Raw genomic sequence first — 15,991 nt, 5'->3', positions numbered from 1 at the left:
CCGGTACCGTCGACGTGCATGGACCCCATCGAACTGACGGACACAGTCGAGGACTTCGGCCGACCGGCCGTGCCCGGGACCGCGATCCGGACCGTGCGCTACGCCACCGGCAGCGGCAGCAAACTCCTCGACATCCACACCTCGGGACGGCCGGACGACCGGTGCGTGCTGCTGTGGCACGGCATGGGACCCGACGAGCGGGACGTGATGGCCACGCTGGCCCGGGAGATCGCCGCGCTGGGGCCCACCGTCCTGGTCCCCGACTGGCGTTCGGACCGGCCCGACGGCGGCCGGGAACACCTCACCGACGCCTTGCGGTTCGGCCGCGACCACGTACGCGCATCCGACGGCGGCCCCGGGCGGCTGATCCTCGCGGGGTGGTCGGCGGGCGCGAGCGCCGCGGTGGGCGTGGCCCTGCAGCCGGAACTCTTCGACGGCTGGCGGCCCGCCGCGGTGGTGGCCCTCGCGGGCGGCTACCGGCGCCCGGCAGCCACCACGGGCACCGTGCCCCTCCAGGCCGTCGGCCGAGCGGTGGCGCCGGTGCCCGTACGGCTCGTGCACGGCACCACCGACACGGTCGTGCCCGTCGAATCCTCCCGCGAACTGCACGAAGCCCTCCTCGCACACGGCTGGGACTGCGAGCTGTCCGAGCCCGTCACCGACCACGCCGGAGTGCTCGGCTGCGTGTACGGACCCACGGCGGGGCGGTGTCTGCCGGCGGCCGAGCCTTCCGTGGTGGCCCTCGGGCGCGAGACGGCCCGCGTCATAGCGGGCGCGGCGGCGCCGTTCACGCCCGCGTGAGCCGATGTGTGTCAGCGCACCCGACGCAGGAAGACATCGGGCATGCCGTTGGTGTCGCCGGGGACGAGGTTTCCGGCCGGGGAGTCGAACACCACCGCGCCGCCCTCGTCGCTGACGCCGGTCTTGCGCCCTGGTGCGGTGTCCTGCGACACCGGCTCGCTCTCGTCGCTGATCAGGCGCACCTCGCCGGTCCGCATGTCCCGCAGGAAGACGTCCGCGCTGCTGTCGCCGTCCTCGTCGGGGGCGAGGTTGGTGGCGGCGGAGGTGAACACCGCGTAGCGCCCGTCGCGGCTCAGTGAGACGTCGTCGCTGTCCCCGTCGGCCGGTGTGCCGTCCGGGGCGGCGCTGACCAGTCGCATGCGCTTGGTCTCGCGGTCGTAGAGGAAGACGTTGTGCGCGCTGGTCGGGGCCGGTCCCTCCGGGCTGAGCGCTCGGGAGGCCGAGGTGAACGCCACATAGCGGGCGTCACCGCTGAGGGCTGGGTCCCAGGACGGGGTCTTGCGGTTGTAGCCGTGCGGAACGCTGATGAGTTCCGTGGTGCTCTTCTCGCGGTCGCGCAGGAAGATGTCCGTCGCCAAGGAGTGGTCCTCCACGTCGGCCAGGCCCGAGGCGTTGGAGGTGAAGGCGAGGTACCGGCCGCCGGAGTCGCCCGCGAACGCGGGGGCGAACGCGTCGCCTTCGCCCTGCTTGCCCGCGTTGGTGAGCTGCGCCAGTTCCGTGGTCTTCTTCTTGCGGTCGTAGCGGAAGACGTCGTCCCGCTTGTTGGCGTCCCCCGCGACGAGGTCCTCGGCACCCGACGCGTACGCGACGTAGCGGCCGTCTCCACTCACGACGGGGTCGTACGTCAGGTTGCTTCGCAGCCCGTCGTAGGACGCGCCCGTGGGGCTGATCCGTTGGGTCTTGCCGGTGTTGCGGTCGTGCAGGAAGACGTCGTCGAGGTCGTTGGGGTCGCCGGCCACGAGATCGTCGGCGGTGGAGGTGAAGACCACGTACCGCCCGTCGGGGCTGAGCGAGACCTCCCGTACGACACCGTGGCTCGCCTTTCCGTTGCTCTTGACGCTGACGCGCTGCGTCTTCCCGGTGCGCAGATCGCGTACGAAGGCGTCGGGCGTGCCGTTGGTGTCGTTCGCGACCAGGTTCCGGGACGCCGAGACGAACGCGACGTAGCGGCCGTCGGCGCTGATGGCGGGGTTCGTGGAGGCGGCGTTGCCCTCGGCTCCTTCCTGCCCGACGCTCACCCGCTCGGTGTGCGGCACCAAGGTGGGGGCGGCGGACGCTCCGGCGGGCGCGAGCACGGTCACCGTGCAGAGGGCGGCGAGCGCGGCGCCGGCGGCCGTTGCGCGCTGATGAACGGTCATCGGTTCCTCCTGTGTCGACAGCGGTCCCTGGGTGCCGTCCGGGCACGCGTTGGCGAGCGAACACCGTGGAACCCCGGGGGTCAATGTGCCGCGTGCCGTCGGGGGTGCGGATGCGTCGGTTGCATCAGTGGCGCGGGGCGCTTCGGCGGACTTTTGTGCCGTACTCACGCGCAGGGGGCAACCATCGGGGCCGGCGAAAACCGGTGGCACGGCGCCGCGGTGCGTCGTTAGCGTGCTGCCGAGCCACGTCGTCTAGGCAAGGACGTCCCGTTGTACACCCTGTGAGTCCTCCCGAGCGCTGAATCGTCGCGCGCCGCGCCTGTGCGCCGCGCCCCTTTTTGCTGCGGACTTCTCACTGGAACCGGTGTACTTCTGTGCTCAATAGCTGGGTGGTCATGCCCACCTGCCTGCCACTCGTTCAACGCCGCTGCCACGCCTGCGCCTGCGCCTGCGAGCGCTTGCGGACCAGCGGAAAATTCCGCGTCAACGCGCACCACAAGCTCATCGACGCCTGGCTCCTCGCGCTGTGCACCGCGTGCGGGGCAACGGCGAAGATCACGGTCCTGGAGCGGATGAACGTGCGCTCCGTACGACCTGAGCTGCTGGACCGGCTGCACGGCAACGACCCTGCTCTGGCAGCCGAGTTGCTCCAGGACCCGGTCGTGCGGCGCCGCAATCGCATGGCCCTGGACTGGGACGACGCCTGGCGTCTGGACACCGGCGGATCGGATCACCTGAACCGTGCGGTGCTCGACGTCCTCGATGTCTCGGTCCGCTTCGCGGCACGGATCCCTGTCCGTCCCGTGCGGCTGATCGCCGAAGGCTGCGCCCTGTCCCGGGCCGAGGTCGAGAGACTGATCACGCAGGGCAGCCTCGTGTCGGCGGTCCGGCTGAGGAGCAGGCTCTCCGGCGACTTCACCTTCACGCTCAAGCGCTGAGCCGCGGTCTTGTGGAGCGTCCGGTCAGCCGGCCGTGGCCGGCGCCCGCACCGCGCCCGCCTGGAAAGTCTTCCGGTACACCTGCGGCGACACCCCGATGGCCGCCTGCAAGTGCTGGCGCAGCGATGTCCCGGTGGCGAAACCGACCTCCGCGGCGACCCGGTCGACCGGCAGGTCGCTGGACTCCAGCAGGTCCCTGGCCCGGTGCACCCGCTGCTGGATCAGCCACCGGCCGGGACTGGTGCCCGTCTCCTCCTGGAAGCGGCGGGCGAAGGTGCGCGGGCTCATCCGGGCGTGGGCCGCCAACTCCCGCAGGGCGAGCGGCTGGTCGAGGTGCTCCAGGGCCCAGACGCGGGTGGCCGCGGTGCCGGTGGCGCCCTCGTCCGGGATCGGCTGCTCGATGTACTGGGCCTGGCCGCCCTCGCGCCACGGCGGCACGACGCAGTGCCTGGCGACCCGGTTGGCGACCGCGCTGCCATGGTCGGAACGCACCACGTGCAGGCACACGTCGACGCCGGACGCGGCGCCCGCCGAGGTGAGCACGTCACCGTCGTCGACGAACAACACGCCGGGATCCAGGGCGACATGGGGGAACAGCCGCCGGAAATGGTCCGCGAGCGCCCAGTGCGTCGTCGCGGTCCGCCCGTCGAGCAGACCGGCCGCGGCGAGCGTGAACGCGCCCGTGCAGATGGACACGAACCGTGTGCCGGGCCTGATGCGGGCGAGCGCGTCGCGCACCGGCTCGGACAGTTCGGCGGTGATGTGCCGCAGGTCGTAGGGCGGCAGGATCACCGTGTCGGCGCTCTCCAGCGCCTCAGGGCCGTGCGCGACGGTGATGGTGAAGTCGGCGTCGGTGGCGACCGTGCGGTCGTCCGTAGCCGCGCACGTCACCACCTCGTAGGCCCCGGGGACCAGCGGGAACACCCGATTGGCGATGCCGAGCTCGAAGGGATAGACACCGTCGAGCGCGAGGACGACCACGCGGTGCGGGCGGTCGGGGAGGAATTCCATCAAGGCCATGGCACGATCCTATCGCTGAATGGCTATCTTGCCATTGCCCAGGTCAGGCCCGTACCGCACGCTGGAGTCATGACCAAGAACACCGCTGCTCAGCCCGCGGACACGACCGAGACCACCGAGCCGACCATGAAGGCCATCCGCCAGGACATCCTGGGCGACCCCGACGTCCTGAAGGAGGTCGAGGTCGCGCGCCCGAAGCCCGGCGTCGGCCAGATCCTCGTCGCCGTGCACGCCGCGGGCGTCAACCCGACCGACTGGAAGCACCGCAGGTTCGGCGCCTTCCTGGGCAAGCCGCCGTTCACGCTCGGCTGGGACGTGTCGGGGGTCGTCGAGGCGGTCGGCATCGGCGTCTCGCTGTTCCAGCCGGGCGACGAGGTGTTCGGCATGCTGCCCTACCCGTACGGCGCCGGTTCGCACGCCGAGTACGTGACCGGTCCCACCCGCGCCTTCGTGCCGAGGCCCGCCGGGCTGACCCACATCGAGGCCGGCGCGCTGCCGCTGGTCTCACTGACCGCCTGGCAGGCCCTCGTGGACAACGCCCGCGTGGAGGCGGGACAGCGGGTCCTGGTGCACGCGGCGGCCGGCGGCGTGGGCCATGTCGCGGTACAGATCGCCAAGGCGCGCGGCGCCTACGTCATCGGCACCGCATCGGCCGCCAAGCACGACTTCGTACGCGGCCTGGGCGCGGACGAGGTCATCGACTACCGCAACGCCGACTTCGTGAAGGAGGCCCGCGACATCGACGTGGTCCTCGACCCGCTGGGCGGCGACGACCGGCTGCGCTCCCTGGAGGTGCTGCGGCCGGGCGGCATCCTGGTGTCGATCCTGCCGGGCAACTTCGGCGACGTGGCCGAGCGCGCGGCCGAGTTGGGCGTGCGGGCCACGGACATGCTGGTGGAGCACGACCAGGCGGGCATGGCCGCGGTCGCGGCGCTCGCCGAGTCCGGACAGCTGCGCGTCCACGTCTCGGACACGTACCCGCTCGCCGAGGCCGCCAAGGCGCACGCGCAGGGCGAGACGGGCCGTGTCACGGGGAAGCTGGTGCTCACGATCCGCCCGTAGGCGCCGAGGCGACGCCCCAGCGCGCGATGACGGCGTCGCACACCTCGTCCTGCTCGTCCGCGACGAGCAGGACGAGGTTGCCCGCGTGGTCGCTGTACTGGACCAGGACGCTGACTCCGGCGTCGCCCAACAGGCGTGCCAGCGCGCCGAGTTGGCCGGGCGTCTCCTGGTCGAGCCGTGCGACGGCGACATCGCGTACGTCGACGAGGTAGTGCGCGACGGCCCGCCCCTCGTGGGTGAACACCCGGAGATCAGGGCAGAGCGGGCAGCGCCGGCCCGGCGCCGCCCCCGCTCCCCTCGCCGCTCGGTCTACGCATAGAACGCGGGGCGCTCGACCAGCGCGACCTCGACGCGCCCGCCCGACCGCTGGGACTCCACCCCCGCCTCGCACACGGCCGCGGCCGCATAGCCGTCCCAGGCGCCCGCGCCGGTGGTCTCGCCCCGGCGGGTGGCATCGACCCAGGCCTGCACCTCACGGTCGTAGGCGTCCTCGAAACGCTCGATGTAGTCCGGCGGGACACGGCCTCCCCAGTGGCCTTCGGCGCTCACCCGGGGCCCTGGCTCGTCCCCGATCCGAGCGGTGCCCCGCTCGCAGACCGCCTCGGCCTGCACCTGGTAGCCGTAGCCGCAGTGGCCGAAGATCTCGACGTCGACGAGCGCGCCGGCCGAGGTCTCGAAGAGGACGAGCTGCGGGTCGTTCATACCGGCCGGCGCGTGCGACGTCGGCGCGGGCTTGTGCACGGTGACCGCCGTGATCTCCTGGTCGAGCAGCCAGCGGGTCGCGTCCACCTCGTGTGCGACCGAGCTGCTGATGAGCATCGCGTCGGTGAACCCCGGCGGCATGTCCAGGTTGCGGTGCCGCTGGTGCAGCATCAGCGCCCTGCCCAACTCGCCGCCGTCGAGGAGCCTTTTGAGCTTGACGTACTCGGCGTCGAAGCGCCGCATGAAACCCACCTGGACGCGCCTGCGCCCCAGCCGCTGCTCGGCCTCAAGGACCCGCAGGGCCGACGCCGAATCCGGAGTCATCGGCTTCTCGCACAGCACCGGCAGATCGCGGCCGAGCGCTTCGATCAGGGCCGCCTCATGGGCTGGGCCGGGAGAGGCGATGAGTACGGCGTCCACGTCCTTCGCCGCCATGGCGGCGGACGGCTCGGTGTAGGCCGTGCACCCTTCGATCGCGTCGGCGAGTGTCTTCGCCCGGTCCGCCTCGATGTCGACGACGGCCGTCACCCGCGCCCCGCTGATGACGTCATGGAGCCGACGCACGTGGTCGGCGCCCATCTTCCCGGTGCCGACGACGGCCACACCGAGTTCTCGCTGCAATGGCATGACTGGGGTGTCTCCCCTCCTGGCGCAGGACTTTCCCGCGCCTCATCTCCAGCGAGAGAACCCCCATTCCGTCGCACCGTCAACGTAGGCGGAGAGATCGTTCGTCCACGGCGGCAACGGGCCAGGACCCCCAGGGGCTACTCGTTTGTGGTGAACATGTTGAGCAGGCTGTGGGGCGTCTTGTCGCCGAAGAGGATCTCGTGGAGCTGGACGCCGTCCTCCGCGGCCGCGGCGCTGCGGGGGAACATAGCCTGTTCGTACGCGGCGAGCGCGGTCTCGACGTCGCCGGGGTGCGCGGCGACGGCCTTGCCGAGTTCGGCGCCGTCGTACATGGCCAGGTTGGCGCCTTCGCCGTTCGGGACCGAGAGATGGGCGGCGTCGCCGAGCAGGGTCACTCCCGGTATCCGCTCCCACCGGTGGTCGTTGGGCAGGGCGTTGAGGGTGCGCAGAACCGGTGCGCTCTCGCCGTCGGTGATCAGCGCGGTGAGCTCCGGGGCCCAGCCCTCGAACTCCTTCACGACCCGCGCGGTGACCGCGGCGGGATCGGAGAAGTCGATGGCGGCGAACCACTCCTGGGACTCGCTGAGCGCCACGTACGTGTGCAGCGTCCCGCCGCTCTCCCGGTGGGCGGAGATCCCCTTGCCCGGCGCGAGCGCGAACAGGGATCCGCCGCCGACCGCTTTCGCGGCGGCCGGGTGCCGGGTGTCGCCGTCGAACAAGTAGGTCTCGACATAGGAACTGCCGATGTACTCGGGTATCGCGTCGGAGAGCAGCGGCCGGACCCGCGACCACGCGCCGTCGGCGCCGACCAGCAGGCTCGTGACGACAGTGCCGCCGTCGGCGAAGGTCACCTCGTGGCGCCCGTCGCCGAGGGAACGGGTGCCGCTGACCTTGTGGCCCCACCGGACGGTGCCGGCCGGAAGCGAGTCGAGCAGGATCCGCCGCAGCTCGCCGCGCTGCACCTCGGGGCGTCCGCGCGTGCTGTCGTCGTCGAACAGGACGGTCCCGTCCGTGGCCAGGATCCGCGTCGCCTCGCGCCCCTCCAGGATGATGCCGCGGAACTCGTCCATCAGGCCTGCCGCCTGGAGAGCCGGCTGGCCGTTGTCCTCGTGGATGTCGAGCATCCCGCCCTGCGATCGCGCCGTCGGCGAGGCCTCCGCCTCGTAGACCGTCGCCGGGATGCCGTGGACATGAAGGACGCGGGCGAGGACGAGTCCTCCGAGCCCGGCGCCGATGATCGTGACGTTCGTGGCTGTCGTAGTCATGGTGATCACTTTCCTTTCGCATCGCCTGCCGGGCGGACACCTCGCAGGTCACCTCTGGAACGCTGTTCCAACACCACCCTGGAACGTCGTTCCAGAGATGTCAAGCTGGAACAGCGTTCCAGACATGTGTCAGGATGTGTGCATGGCAACCAGGGCACGTCGTCCAGAGCGACGCGAGGAACCGCTCACCCGTGAGCGCATCGTCGAGGCCGCGGTCGAGCTTCTCGACACGGCGGGCGAGCGCGGACTCACCTTCCGGGCGCTGGCCGAGCGACTCGCCACCGGGCCCGGCGCCATCTACTGGCACGTCACGGGCAAGAACGAACTCCTCAATGCCGCCACCGACGCGGTCGTCGCCGACACCGTGGGCTCCTACGCCGCGGCCACGACTCCACGGGAAGCGATCCACGCCCTCGCACTGGGCGTGTTCGACGCGATCGACGCCCACCCGTGGATCGGCACGCAGATCACCCGCACCCCGTCGCAGACACCGATGCTGGGCGTCTTCGAACACCTCGGACGCCAGGTCCGAGCGCTCGGAGTCCCCCACGCCGCCCACTTCACCGCCGCGTCCGCGCTCCTGAGCTACATCCTCGGAGTGGGCGGACAGAACGCGGCCAACGCCCGCGGGGTCGAGCCGGGCACGAACCGGACCGAGTTCCTCGACGCCGCCGCGACCACGTGGGAAGACCTCGATCCCGACGAGTACGCGTTCACCCGGAGCGTCGCGGGCCAGCTGCGCGAACACGACGACCGGGCGGAGTTCCTCGCCGGCCTCGACCTCTTCCTGACCGGAATCACCGCCCTGCGGGAGCCGACCGACCCAGCGGTGCCGTCTTGACTCAGGCAGTGGGCAGCAGCGCCAGCGTGGCGACTACTGCCCGGTGATCGGTGCCCGGCACGGTCCGCTCGCCGACCGAGAGGCCCGCGAGGCCGGGGCCGTGCACGACATGGTCGAGCGGTACGAGGGGCGGCAACAGGCCCTTGCCCGCGGGCCAGGTGCGGGCCCAGCCCTTGCCGAGTTCGGCATGCGTGTCCGTGAGCCCGCCCGACGCGAGCAGGTCGCGCATCGGCGCATGGTCCAGGGAGGCGTTGAAATCGCCCAGGAACACGGTGTCGGCGCCGCCGTCGCGGGCGACGGCGGTGAGGGCGGTCATGTCCCGGGTCCAGCGCTGCGCGTCACCGAGCGGGTAGTACGTGTGCACCGCCACCAGCCGTACGGCGCGTCCGCCGACCGTCACCTGTGCGGTGGTCTGGGGCCAGGCGGTGTCCGCCTCCAGTGGACCGCCGCGCGTCAGCGGAATCCGTGAGTAGAGCGAGGAGTCGTTCTCGGGATGGAGCTCCTGGTACGGCAGGACTTCGCCCAACCCGGCTTCGGCGAACGCGTCGATCCCGGCGGACGGCAGCTCCTGCACGGCCAGGACGTCTATCCGTTCGGACTTCACCAGCTGTACGAGGGCGCGCGCATCCCCCCTGCCTACATGGGTGTTGAGGGTGGCCACGCGCAACTCGGGCGCCCCGGCCGGGATGTGCCGCTCGTCGTCCGGGACGAACCTCGGCACCAGCAGCACCACGTAGGCAACCGCGAGCAGCGCGGCGCCGATGACCAGTGGCCAAGAGCGCAGTGCGGGGACGGCGATCGTGGCGATCAGAGCGAGCAGGCCGAGCGCACCGGCGTAGGGGAACAGGACCACCGGCACGGCGAGCGGGGTTCCCGCATCAACTCCCGTCAGCCGTACGACGAGCAGGACGAGCAGCATGGCGAGCAGCACGCCACAGCCGATCGACCCCCACCTGCGTCCGCGACGGTCGGCGCCCCGCTTCCGCTCTCCGTCGGCTGCCCGGCGCGTGCGCACGGCACTGTCCACCGCGCCTCCCCCTCCCGCATCCCGCCCCCTCCTGCTGCTGCCGCCAGAGTACGGGCGGCGATCACTGCGACTCCCGCCAGGGAACATATGTTGGTTGTCGCCTCCGCGCCCGGCATGGAACTCTGAGCCGCCGTGATCGAATTCGTCACACGGCACCGGAAGGAGTCCGCACCATGCTGGACGGCTGCACCCCGCACCTGCCCGAGACCATCGGCCGCTACTACGACCGTGGTTACTACCAGGGCGCCGCCCTGCCCCAACTCCTCGCCGAGCACGCGCGCACGCACGCCACCCGCACCGCCCTCGTCCACGGCGAGCAGCGTCTCACCTACCGCCAGCTCAACCGCCGCGTCGACCGCCTGGCCGCCGGGCTCACGCTCCGGGGCGTCCGCGCCGGCGACCGGGTCATCGTCCAGCTCCCGAACGTGCCCGAATTCGTCATCACCGTCTACGCGCTCATGCGGGCCGGCGCTCTCCCGGTGTTCGCGCTCACGTCCTACCGCGCCGACGAGATCGGGCACCTCGCCCACCTAACCGAAGCCGCCGCCTACATCGGCCCCGGCCTCCACCGCGGCTTCGACCACGCCAAGATGGTCGAGCAGATCAGCGACGACCATCCGCGTCTGCGCCGCGCCTTCACCCTGGACGGCCCCGAGGGCGCCCAAGGAGGCTTCTCCACCGCCGCCAGCGGGTGTCTGTTCTTTCCCTTCGGCTCCGTGGACGCCCCGATGGACCCGGAGCGTACGTACGACCCCAATGACGTCGCGTTCCTCCTGCCGTCGGGCGGCGAGAGCACGGCGCTGCCCGATCTGGTGCCGCGCAGCCACAACGAATACGCGTACCGCTCCCGGGCGGCAGCCGAGCTGACCGGCCTCGGTCCCGAAGACGTCTACCTCGCGGCCCTCCCGGCCGCGACCGACTTCGCCTTCGGCTGCCCAGGCATCGTCGGCACGCTCGCCACCGGCGGCACCGTCGTGCTGATCAACGACCCCGAGGCCGCCGACGCCTTCCGCGCGATCGAGACCGAGAAGGTCACCGTCACCTCCCTGGAGCCTGATGTCGCGCGCCAGTGGCTGGACGCCCTGCCCCACCACGGCGAGTACGACCTCTCCAGCCTGCGCCTCGTCCAGATCGGTGGCGCGGGCCACCGTCCCGAGCTCGCGGCCGACGTCCGGCAGGCCTTCGGCTGCCGTCTCCAGCAGGTCTTCGGCACAGCGGAGGGGCTCCTCTCCCTCACCCGCCTCACCGACGCCGACGACGTCGTCCAGCACACGCAGGGACGCCCGCTCTCACCCGAGGACGAGATCCGCGTCACCGACCCGGACGGCGCCGACGTACCGGCGGGAACACCAGGACAGCTCTGGACGCGCGGCCCCTGCACCCTGCACGGCTACTACAAGGCCCCCGACCGGAACATGCACGCCTTCACCTCCGACGGTTTCCACAAGACCGGCGTCGTCGCCCACCTCACCGAAGACGGCAACCTCGTCGTCGAAGGTCCTTGGCACCGGCCGGGTCAGGGCCTTGGTCCCCGGGACAGGTGAGGAAAGTCCCGGTATGCCGACTCCTCCGTGCGGAACGACTGGCGAGACCGGTCGAGAGCCTGAGGAGTCGGACGATGTTTATGCGGGCAGCGGACGTGGGCGACGCCGTTGAGCCGAACGAGCCGGTACGGAGCGAGGGCGCCGGACGGCCCTGGATCGAGGAAGCCGATCAGGTCACGCCGGCGGACGCGAGGGAGCTGTCCAAGCTCTTCTTCGACGAGCTCCGGACGCTCGAGAAGGGCTCGCCCGCCTACGTGTACACGCGCGGCACGCTGATCGAGATGAACCTCAGCCTGGTGCACTACGTGGCAGGCCGTTACCGCAACCGTGGCAACGGTCAGCTGGAGGACATCGTCCAGGTCGGCACCGTGGGCATGATCAAGGCGATCGACCGGTTCGACGTCGGCCGCGGCTTCGAGTTCGTCTCCTTCGCCGTCCCCTACATCCTCGGGGAGATCAAGCGGTACTTCCGTGACACCAGCTGGGCCGTGCACGTACCGCGCAGGCTGCAGGAACTACGGAGCGAACTGGTCGACTCCCAGGAGCGGTTGTCCTCCGCGCTCGGTCGTGAACCGACGGTCGACGAACTCGCGGCCGACCTCACGGTGACCGCGGAGCAGGTCCTGGAGGTGATCGTGGCCGCCAACGGCTACGCCGCCGGATCGCTGGACAGCCCACGCGCCGGGGGCGAGGACAGCGCGGCCCTCACGGAGGGCCACTCCCTCGCCGACGTCATGGGCGAGGCGGACCCCGCCATCGAGGTGTTCGAGGACCTGCACGCCCTGGCCCCGCTCCTGGCCGGGCTCGACGCACGCGAACGCCGGATCATCGAGATGCGCTTCGGCCACGACATGACCCAAGCCCAGATAGCCACGGCACTCGGCATCTCACAGATGCAGGTCTCACGGCTCCTCTCAGGCACCCTCGCCTCCCTCCGCACCGGCCTGCTCACCTACGACTAGCCGGGGGGGAGCCCTCGCGTGGCCAGGGGCTGTCACGCTGCCTCAGCGCTTGACAGTTTCAGAGATATCTCTAAATTTAGAGTTCTCTCTAAGTTTCGGCGAAGGGGTGTGCCCTTATGCAGACGGTCGAAGGGGGCCTGCGCGAACAGCACAAGGCCCGGCGGCGGCGCAGGATCCTCGACGCGACACGCGAACTCCTGCGGGAGGACCCGGAATCGGTGATCAGTACCGAGCGGATCGCCGAGCGGGCGGAGGTCGCCCCGGCCACCGTCTACAACCTGATCGGGCCGCGCGACAAGATCTGGGAGGCGCTCGCCGCAGGGTTCATGGACGACCTCGACGACCGCCTGGCCGCGCTGGAGGCCGGCGACCCTCGGGAGGTCGTCAGGGCGACCGTCCAGCTGTTCGTGGACGACCCAGTCGTATCGCGCCGCATGGTGCGCGAGTGGGAGGAGAGCGGCCTCGTGCTCGACCGCAGTCCGCTCATCCAGCTCCGCCGGGCGATGGCGGACGCACAGACGCGGGGTCTTCTGCGCGCCGACATCCACACCGACGCGCTGGCCGCCGTTGTCGGCACCTCGTGCGTGGGTGCGCTGCATCAGTGGGTCGCCGCCCTGATCGACGAGGACCGGTTCCTCGCTCGTGCTCTGCTCGCGCTGGACGTCGCGCTCGCCGCGGCGGCCGCGGATTCCCACCGCGACCAGTTGTTGGCGCCGCTGCGAACCCGGGGAACGGCATGACGGCCGACGCGCTGCCCCGCCCCCTGAACTTCGTCGGCGGCGACGGCATCCTGCTCACGGCGGATGTGTGGGGCGAGGCATCCTCGCCCCCTCTTGTCCTGCTGCACGGCGGTGGCCAGACACGGCACGCCTGGGACCGGACCGGCCCGCGTCTTGCCGCGCTGGGGTGGCGGGTCATCGCCCCGGACCTGCGCGGGCACGGCACGAGCGGATGGTCGGCCGACGGCGACTACGCCCTAGACCTTTTCGCCGACGACGTCCGGGCCCTCGTCACTGAACTCGGCGACCGGCCGGCCGAGCGGCCGGCCGAGCGGCCGGTCGTCCGTCCGGTCGTCCGTCCGGTGCTCATCGGTGCCTCGCTCGGCGGCCTGAGTTCGCTGCTCGCCGCCGGAGAGGCGCCCCGGGCGGCGATTCGCGCTCTGGTGCTCGTCGACGTCGCCCATCGACCGGATCCCCGCGGGGCCCGCCGGATCGTCGAGTTCATGCGGGGCCGTCCTGACGGGTTCTCCGACGTCGGGGAAGCGGCCGCTGCGGTGGCCGCCTACCTGCCGCACCGACCGCGCACGGACGCCGCCGAGAGGCTACGGAACAACCTGCGCCGCCACGGCGGTCGCTGGGTCTGGCACTGGGACCCCCGGATGCTGGACAGCTTCGAGGGCCGGATGGATCCGCCCGGCATGGCCGAGCGTCTCCTCGCCGCCGCGCGCCACGCCGACGTACCGATCCAGCTCGTCCGGGGCGGGATCAGTGACGTGGTGCGCGAAGACATCGCCGAGCAGTTCTGCGACGCGGTGCCGAAGGCGCGGCGGGTCGATGTGGCCGACGCGGGGCACATGGTGGCGGGCGATCGGAACGAGCACTTCATCGATGCGATCGTGCCGTTCCTGGAAGGGCTGGACGAACTGGACGAACTGGAAGGGCTGGGAGGGCTGGAAGAGACCGAGTGAGTGTGGGCTCCGGCCGGGATCGGGGCCCGCTTCAGCGGGCGAACTTCGCGATCGCCGCCGTGGTGACCGGGGTGAAGAAGTTGACGAGGTTGCCGTCGGGGTCGCGGAACAGCAGCGACCGGTTGCCCCAGGGCATCGTGGTGGGCTCGGTGACGAAGTCGGTGACGAAGCCGGCCAGGTTCTCGCGGACGCGGTCCACGTCGTCGACCAGGAATTCGAGGATCACGCTGTGGTTGTCGGCCGGGCGGGAGGAGCCGGGCGCGAACAGCGGGACCGTGCGGGTGCCGGCTATCGCGAGGGTCGCGCCGGGGGTCTTGAGTTCGGCGAAGTCCTCGGTGAACCAGGTCGCCAGTACGCCGGTGGCCTTCTCGTAGAACGAGACGAGGCGCGCGGTGTCACCGGTGATGACGCGGATCGAGACGAAGTCCATGGTGTTCTCCCTGTGTTCTGAGGAGCGCGGTCGTGCCGTCGCGCCGCTGTGCCGTTGCGCTCCGCACGCTAGAACAAATAGTGGACAGAATCGGTCCACTATCTGCGTTAGCCTCGCGATATGTCCCGACCCAGACCCACCGGCCGTGTGCTCACCCTCCTGGAACTGCTGCAGTCGGGCGGCACCCGCACGATGGCCGAACTCGCCGAGCGGCTCGACGTCGACGCGCGCACCGTGCGTCGCTACGTGCATCAGCTGATGGATCTCGACGTGCCGGTCGAGGCCGTGCGCGGACGCTACGGCGGCTACCGCCTCGCACCCGGCTATCGGCTGCCACCGCTCATGCTCGGCGACGACGAGGCGATCGCCGTGCTGCTCGGGCTGGTCGCCGGCCGCCGCGCGGGGTTGACGACGACGACGGCCACCGCGAGCGAGACGGCGACGGCCAAGATCCGGCGGGTGCTGCCCGAGCGCCTCGCCCGCCGCGTCGACTCGGTCCTGGAGTCGCTCGCCTTCACGGAGGCGCCCGGCGAGTTCGCCGCCCCTGACTCCGAGGTCCTGCTCACCGTCTCCGACGCGGTACGGCACCGCCGCCCTGTCTCGATCAAGTACGCGGACCGCGAAGGGCGACGCAGCAGCCGCACCCTGCACCCGTACGGCGTGGTCGCCCACGCGGGCCGGTGGTACGTCACCGGCGCGGACCCCGACATCGAGGAGGACAGGACCTTCCGGCTCGACCGCATCACCGACGCCAGGGCCCTGACCGGCTCGTTCGAGGCACCCGAAGGACTGGACCCGACGCAGCGCGTCCTGTCCGGGTTCGCCACGGCGGCGTACCGGCATGAGGTGACCTTGCGGATCCACGGGACGGTCGAGCAGATCCGCGCACGACTTCCCGCCGGTGTCGCGAGTGTGGAGGACCCAACGTCCGTGGCAGGAGCGGCAGGAGCGGCAGATGTGGCAGGCGCGGCTCACGTGGCACCAGTGGATCCTGCGGTCGAGGACTGGCGGCTCGTCGAACTGCGGGCGGAGCGGCTGGACTGGCTGCCTGCGGTGCTCGCCTCCCTCGACCGGCCGTTCGTCATCGAGCGCCCCGACGAACTGCGCGAGCTCGTCATCGCGTTCTCGGACCGCCTCGCGGCCCACGCCCACCAACCCTGACGGCGCCCGATAGCCTGCGCCTTCATGATGCTGATACGCGCCTGGACACTCCCGCTGCTGCTTGTGCTCTGCGGCTCGGTCGTTGCGATCGGGCTGATCTCCGGGGGAAGTCCCGGCGCGGCCACCGCGCTTCTGCTGCTGTTCGGGCTGCTCGCCATCGTGCATTCGCCGCTGGTCTTTCCGAGGTCGATCGGTGCGACGGAGGCACGGCGCCGCAGCGCGGTCGATGGCCGGCCGGTCGTCTTCTGGCGGCCGGGCTGCGCGTACTGCCTGCGCCTGCGCCTCCGGTTGGGGCGCAATGCCCGCCGACTGCATTGGGTCGACATCTGGCGCGACCCGGCCGGAGCGGCAGCGGTGAGGGCGGCCAACGACGGCAATGAGACCGTGCCGACGGTCGTCGTGGCAGGCCGGACGCACGTCAACCCCGATCCCGCGTGGGTGCGCCAACAGCTCTCCGGGCGGGCCTCGACGAGCGAATGAGCCGACTTGGCGCATGAGCCGTCTCGCGGTCGTGCCGCGCTCGCAGTGGGTGGCCGAGTGTCCGGCCGCCGCCGCGCGGGTGCGGC

At 71.2% G+C, this 15,991-nt stretch carries 17 protein-coding genes; 10 read left to right on the top strand and 7 right to left on the bottom strand.

The features are described from left to right. Positions 1-18: 18 nt before the first annotated feature. Positions 19-801, top strand: a complete 783-nt coding sequence (locus tag ACFUPX_RS32175) for an alpha/beta hydrolase (protein WP_383330658.1) — start codon at positions 19-21, stop codon at positions 799-801. 11 nt (positions 802-812) lie between these two features. On the opposite strand, the gene ACFUPX_RS32170 is transcribed toward ACFUPX_RS32175, so the two are convergent. Beyond that, complete coding sequence (locus ACFUPX_RS32170) at positions 813-2,159, bottom strand: TolB family protein (RefSeq protein ID WP_383330656.1); 1,347 nt, start codon at positions 2,157-2,159, stop codon at positions 813-815. A gap of 374 nt (positions 2,160-2,533) precedes the next feature. On the opposite strand from ACFUPX_RS32170, the gene ACFUPX_RS32165 reads away from it, so the two are divergent. Then, entirely contained in the window at positions 2,534-3,097 is a 564-nt protein-coding gene (locus tag ACFUPX_RS32165; protein WP_383330653.1) for a DUF1062 domain-containing protein, read from the top strand. A gap of 24 nt (positions 3,098-3,121) precedes the next feature. Here ACFUPX_RS32165 and ACFUPX_RS32160 read toward each other — a convergent pair whose 3' ends face one another. Continuing rightward, positions 3,122-4,117: a GlxA family transcriptional regulator gene (locus ACFUPX_RS32160; RefSeq protein ID WP_383330650.1), complete on the bottom strand. Its 996-nt coding sequence runs from the start codon at positions 4,115-4,117 to the stop codon at positions 3,122-3,124. 69 nt (positions 4,118-4,186) lie between these two features. Between ACFUPX_RS32160 and ACFUPX_RS32155 the strand changes: the two genes are divergently transcribed. Further along, positions 4,187-5,179 (top strand): NADP-dependent oxidoreductase, encoded by a 993-nt coding sequence (locus tag ACFUPX_RS32155; RefSeq protein WP_383330647.1) that lies wholly within the window; start codon positions 4,187-4,189, stop codon positions 5,177-5,179. On the opposite strand, the gene ACFUPX_RS32150 is transcribed toward ACFUPX_RS32155, so the two are convergent. From ACFUPX_RS32150 to ACFUPX_RS32140, 3 genes are all read right to left on the bottom strand, one after another. Beyond that, positions 5,163-5,423, bottom strand: coding sequence for a hypothetical protein (locus tag ACFUPX_RS32150; RefSeq protein WP_383330644.1), 261 nt, complete (start codon positions 5,421-5,423; stop codon positions 5,163-5,165). The genes ACFUPX_RS32155 and ACFUPX_RS32150 overlap by 17 nt on opposite strands. A 65-nt stretch (positions 5,424-5,488) precedes the next feature. Continuing rightward, the gene (locus ACFUPX_RS32145; protein ID WP_383330641.1) at positions 5,489-6,508 is read right to left on the bottom strand and encodes a Gfo/Idh/MocA family protein; all 1,020 of its coding nucleotides are present in this window, start codon (positions 6,506-6,508) and stop codon (positions 5,489-5,491) included. Positions 6,509-6,645: 137 nt separating this feature from the next. Then, positions 6,646-7,773: an FAD-dependent oxidoreductase gene (locus ACFUPX_RS32140; RefSeq protein WP_383330638.1), complete on the bottom strand. Its 1,128-nt coding sequence runs from the start codon at positions 7,771-7,773 to the stop codon at positions 6,646-6,648. A 142-nt stretch (positions 7,774-7,915) separates the two neighbouring features. Between ACFUPX_RS32140 and ACFUPX_RS32135 the strand changes: the two genes are divergently transcribed. Further along, complete coding sequence (locus tag ACFUPX_RS32135; protein WP_383330635.1) at positions 7,916-8,614, top strand: TetR/AcrR family transcriptional regulator; 699 nt, start codon at positions 7,916-7,918, stop codon at positions 8,612-8,614. A 1-nt stretch (position 8,615) separates the two neighbouring features. Here the strand turns inward: ACFUPX_RS32135 and ACFUPX_RS32130 are convergent, their stop codons facing one another. Beyond that, entirely contained in the window at positions 8,616-9,641 is a 1,026-nt protein-coding gene (locus ACFUPX_RS32130; protein WP_383330632.1) for an endonuclease/exonuclease/phosphatase family protein, read from the bottom strand. A 173-nt stretch (positions 9,642-9,814) separates the two neighbouring features. On the opposite strand from ACFUPX_RS32130, the gene ACFUPX_RS32125 reads away from it, so the two are divergent. The 4 genes from ACFUPX_RS32125 (at position 9,815) to ACFUPX_RS32110 (ending at position 13,834) form a co-directional block, all read left to right on the top strand. After that, positions 9,815-11,185, top strand: a complete 1,371-nt coding sequence (locus ACFUPX_RS32125; protein WP_383330630.1) for an AMP-binding protein — start codon at positions 9,815-9,817, stop codon at positions 11,183-11,185. 80 nt (positions 11,186-11,265) lie between these two features. Beyond that, entirely contained in the window at positions 11,266-12,147 is an 882-nt protein-coding gene (locus ACFUPX_RS32120; RefSeq protein WP_383330791.1) for a SigB/SigF/SigG family RNA polymerase sigma factor, read from the top strand. A 116-nt stretch (positions 12,148-12,263) separates the two neighbouring features. Then, positions 12,264-12,887 (top strand): TetR/AcrR family transcriptional regulator, encoded by a 624-nt coding sequence (locus ACFUPX_RS32115; RefSeq protein ID WP_383330627.1) that lies wholly within the window; start codon positions 12,264-12,266, stop codon positions 12,885-12,887. Further along, positions 12,884-13,834, top strand: a complete 951-nt coding sequence (locus ACFUPX_RS32110; protein WP_383330624.1) for an alpha/beta fold hydrolase — start codon at positions 12,884-12,886, stop codon at positions 13,832-13,834. Before ACFUPX_RS32115 ends, ACFUPX_RS32110 begins: the two co-directional genes overlap by 4 nt. Positions 13,835-13,865: 31 nt before the next feature. Here the strand turns inward: ACFUPX_RS32110 and ACFUPX_RS32105 are convergent, their stop codons facing one another. Then, on the bottom strand, positions 13,866-14,264 hold the full coding sequence (locus ACFUPX_RS32105; RefSeq protein ID WP_383330622.1) for a VOC family protein: 399 nt from the start codon (positions 14,262-14,264) through the stop codon (positions 13,866-13,868). 120 nt (positions 14,265-14,384) lie between these two features. On the opposite strand from ACFUPX_RS32105, the gene ACFUPX_RS32100 reads away from it, so the two are divergent. Both ACFUPX_RS32100 and ACFUPX_RS32095 read left to right on the top strand, forming a co-directional pair. Further along, on the top strand, positions 14,385-15,425 hold the full coding sequence (locus ACFUPX_RS32100; protein WP_383330619.1) for a helix-turn-helix transcriptional regulator: 1,041 nt from the start codon (positions 14,385-14,387) through the stop codon (positions 15,423-15,425). 30 nt (positions 15,426-15,455) lie between these two features. Further along, on the top strand, positions 15,456-15,905 hold the full coding sequence (locus ACFUPX_RS32095) for a glutaredoxin domain-containing protein (protein WP_383330788.1): 450 nt from the start codon (positions 15,456-15,458) through the stop codon (positions 15,903-15,905). Positions 15,906-15,991 lie beyond the last annotated feature (86 nt).

Origin of the sequence: Streptomyces sp. NPDC057302, from assembly GCF_042667685.1 — a bacterium.
In the GTDB taxonomy this organism is placed as follows: Bacteria; Actinomycetota; Actinomycetes; order Streptomycetales; family Streptomycetaceae; genus Streptomyces.
Note: the sequence above shows the minus strand (reverse complement) of the source record. Positions and strands in the feature narration are given on the sequence as shown.

What these genes read in the sequence shown, in the direction of transcription:
- ACFUPX_RS32175 (WP_383330658.1), top strand. Translation starts at nt 19, where the DNA reads ATGGACCCCATCGAACTGACGGACACAGTCGAGGACTTCGGCCGACCG.
- ACFUPX_RS32170 (WP_383330656.1), bottom strand. Translation starts at nt 2,159, where the DNA reads ATGACCGTTCATCAGCGCGCAACGGCCGCCGGCGCCGCGCTCGCCGCC.
- ACFUPX_RS32160 (WP_383330650.1), bottom strand. Translation starts at nt 4,117, where the DNA reads ATGGCCTTGATGGAATTCCTCCCCGACCGCCCGCACCGCGTGGTCGTC.
- ACFUPX_RS32155 (WP_383330647.1), top strand. Translation starts at nt 4,187, where the DNA reads ATGACCAAGAACACCGCTGCTCAGCCCGCGGACACGACCGAGACCACC.
- ACFUPX_RS32145 (WP_383330641.1), bottom strand. Translation starts at nt 6,508, where the DNA reads ATGCCATTGCAGCGAGAACTCGGTGTGGCCGTCGTCGGCACCGGGAAG.
- ACFUPX_RS32140 (WP_383330638.1), bottom strand. Translation starts at nt 7,773, where the DNA reads ATGACTACGACAGCCACGAACGTCACGATCATCGGCGCCGGGCTCGGA.
- ACFUPX_RS32135 (WP_383330635.1), top strand. Translation starts at nt 7,916, where the DNA reads ATGGCAACCAGGGCACGTCGTCCAGAGCGACGCGAGGAACCGCTCACC.
- ACFUPX_RS32125 (WP_383330630.1), top strand. Translation starts at nt 9,815, where the DNA reads ATGCTGGACGGCTGCACCCCGCACCTGCCCGAGACCATCGGCCGCTAC.
- ACFUPX_RS32120 (WP_383330791.1), top strand. Translation starts at nt 11,266, where the DNA reads ATGCGGGCAGCGGACGTGGGCGACGCCGTTGAGCCGAACGAGCCGGTA.
- ACFUPX_RS32115 (WP_383330627.1), top strand. Translation starts at nt 12,264, where the DNA reads ATGCAGACGGTCGAAGGGGGCCTGCGCGAACAGCACAAGGCCCGGCGG.
- ACFUPX_RS32110 (WP_383330624.1), top strand. Translation starts at nt 12,884, where the DNA reads ATGACGGCCGACGCGCTGCCCCGCCCCCTGAACTTCGTCGGCGGCGAC.
- ACFUPX_RS32105 (WP_383330622.1), bottom strand. Translation starts at nt 14,264, where the DNA reads ATGGACTTCGTCTCGATCCGCGTCATCACCGGTGACACCGCGCGCCTC.
- ACFUPX_RS32100 (WP_383330619.1), top strand. Translation starts at nt 14,385, where the DNA reads ATGTCCCGACCCAGACCCACCGGCCGTGTGCTCACCCTCCTGGAACTG.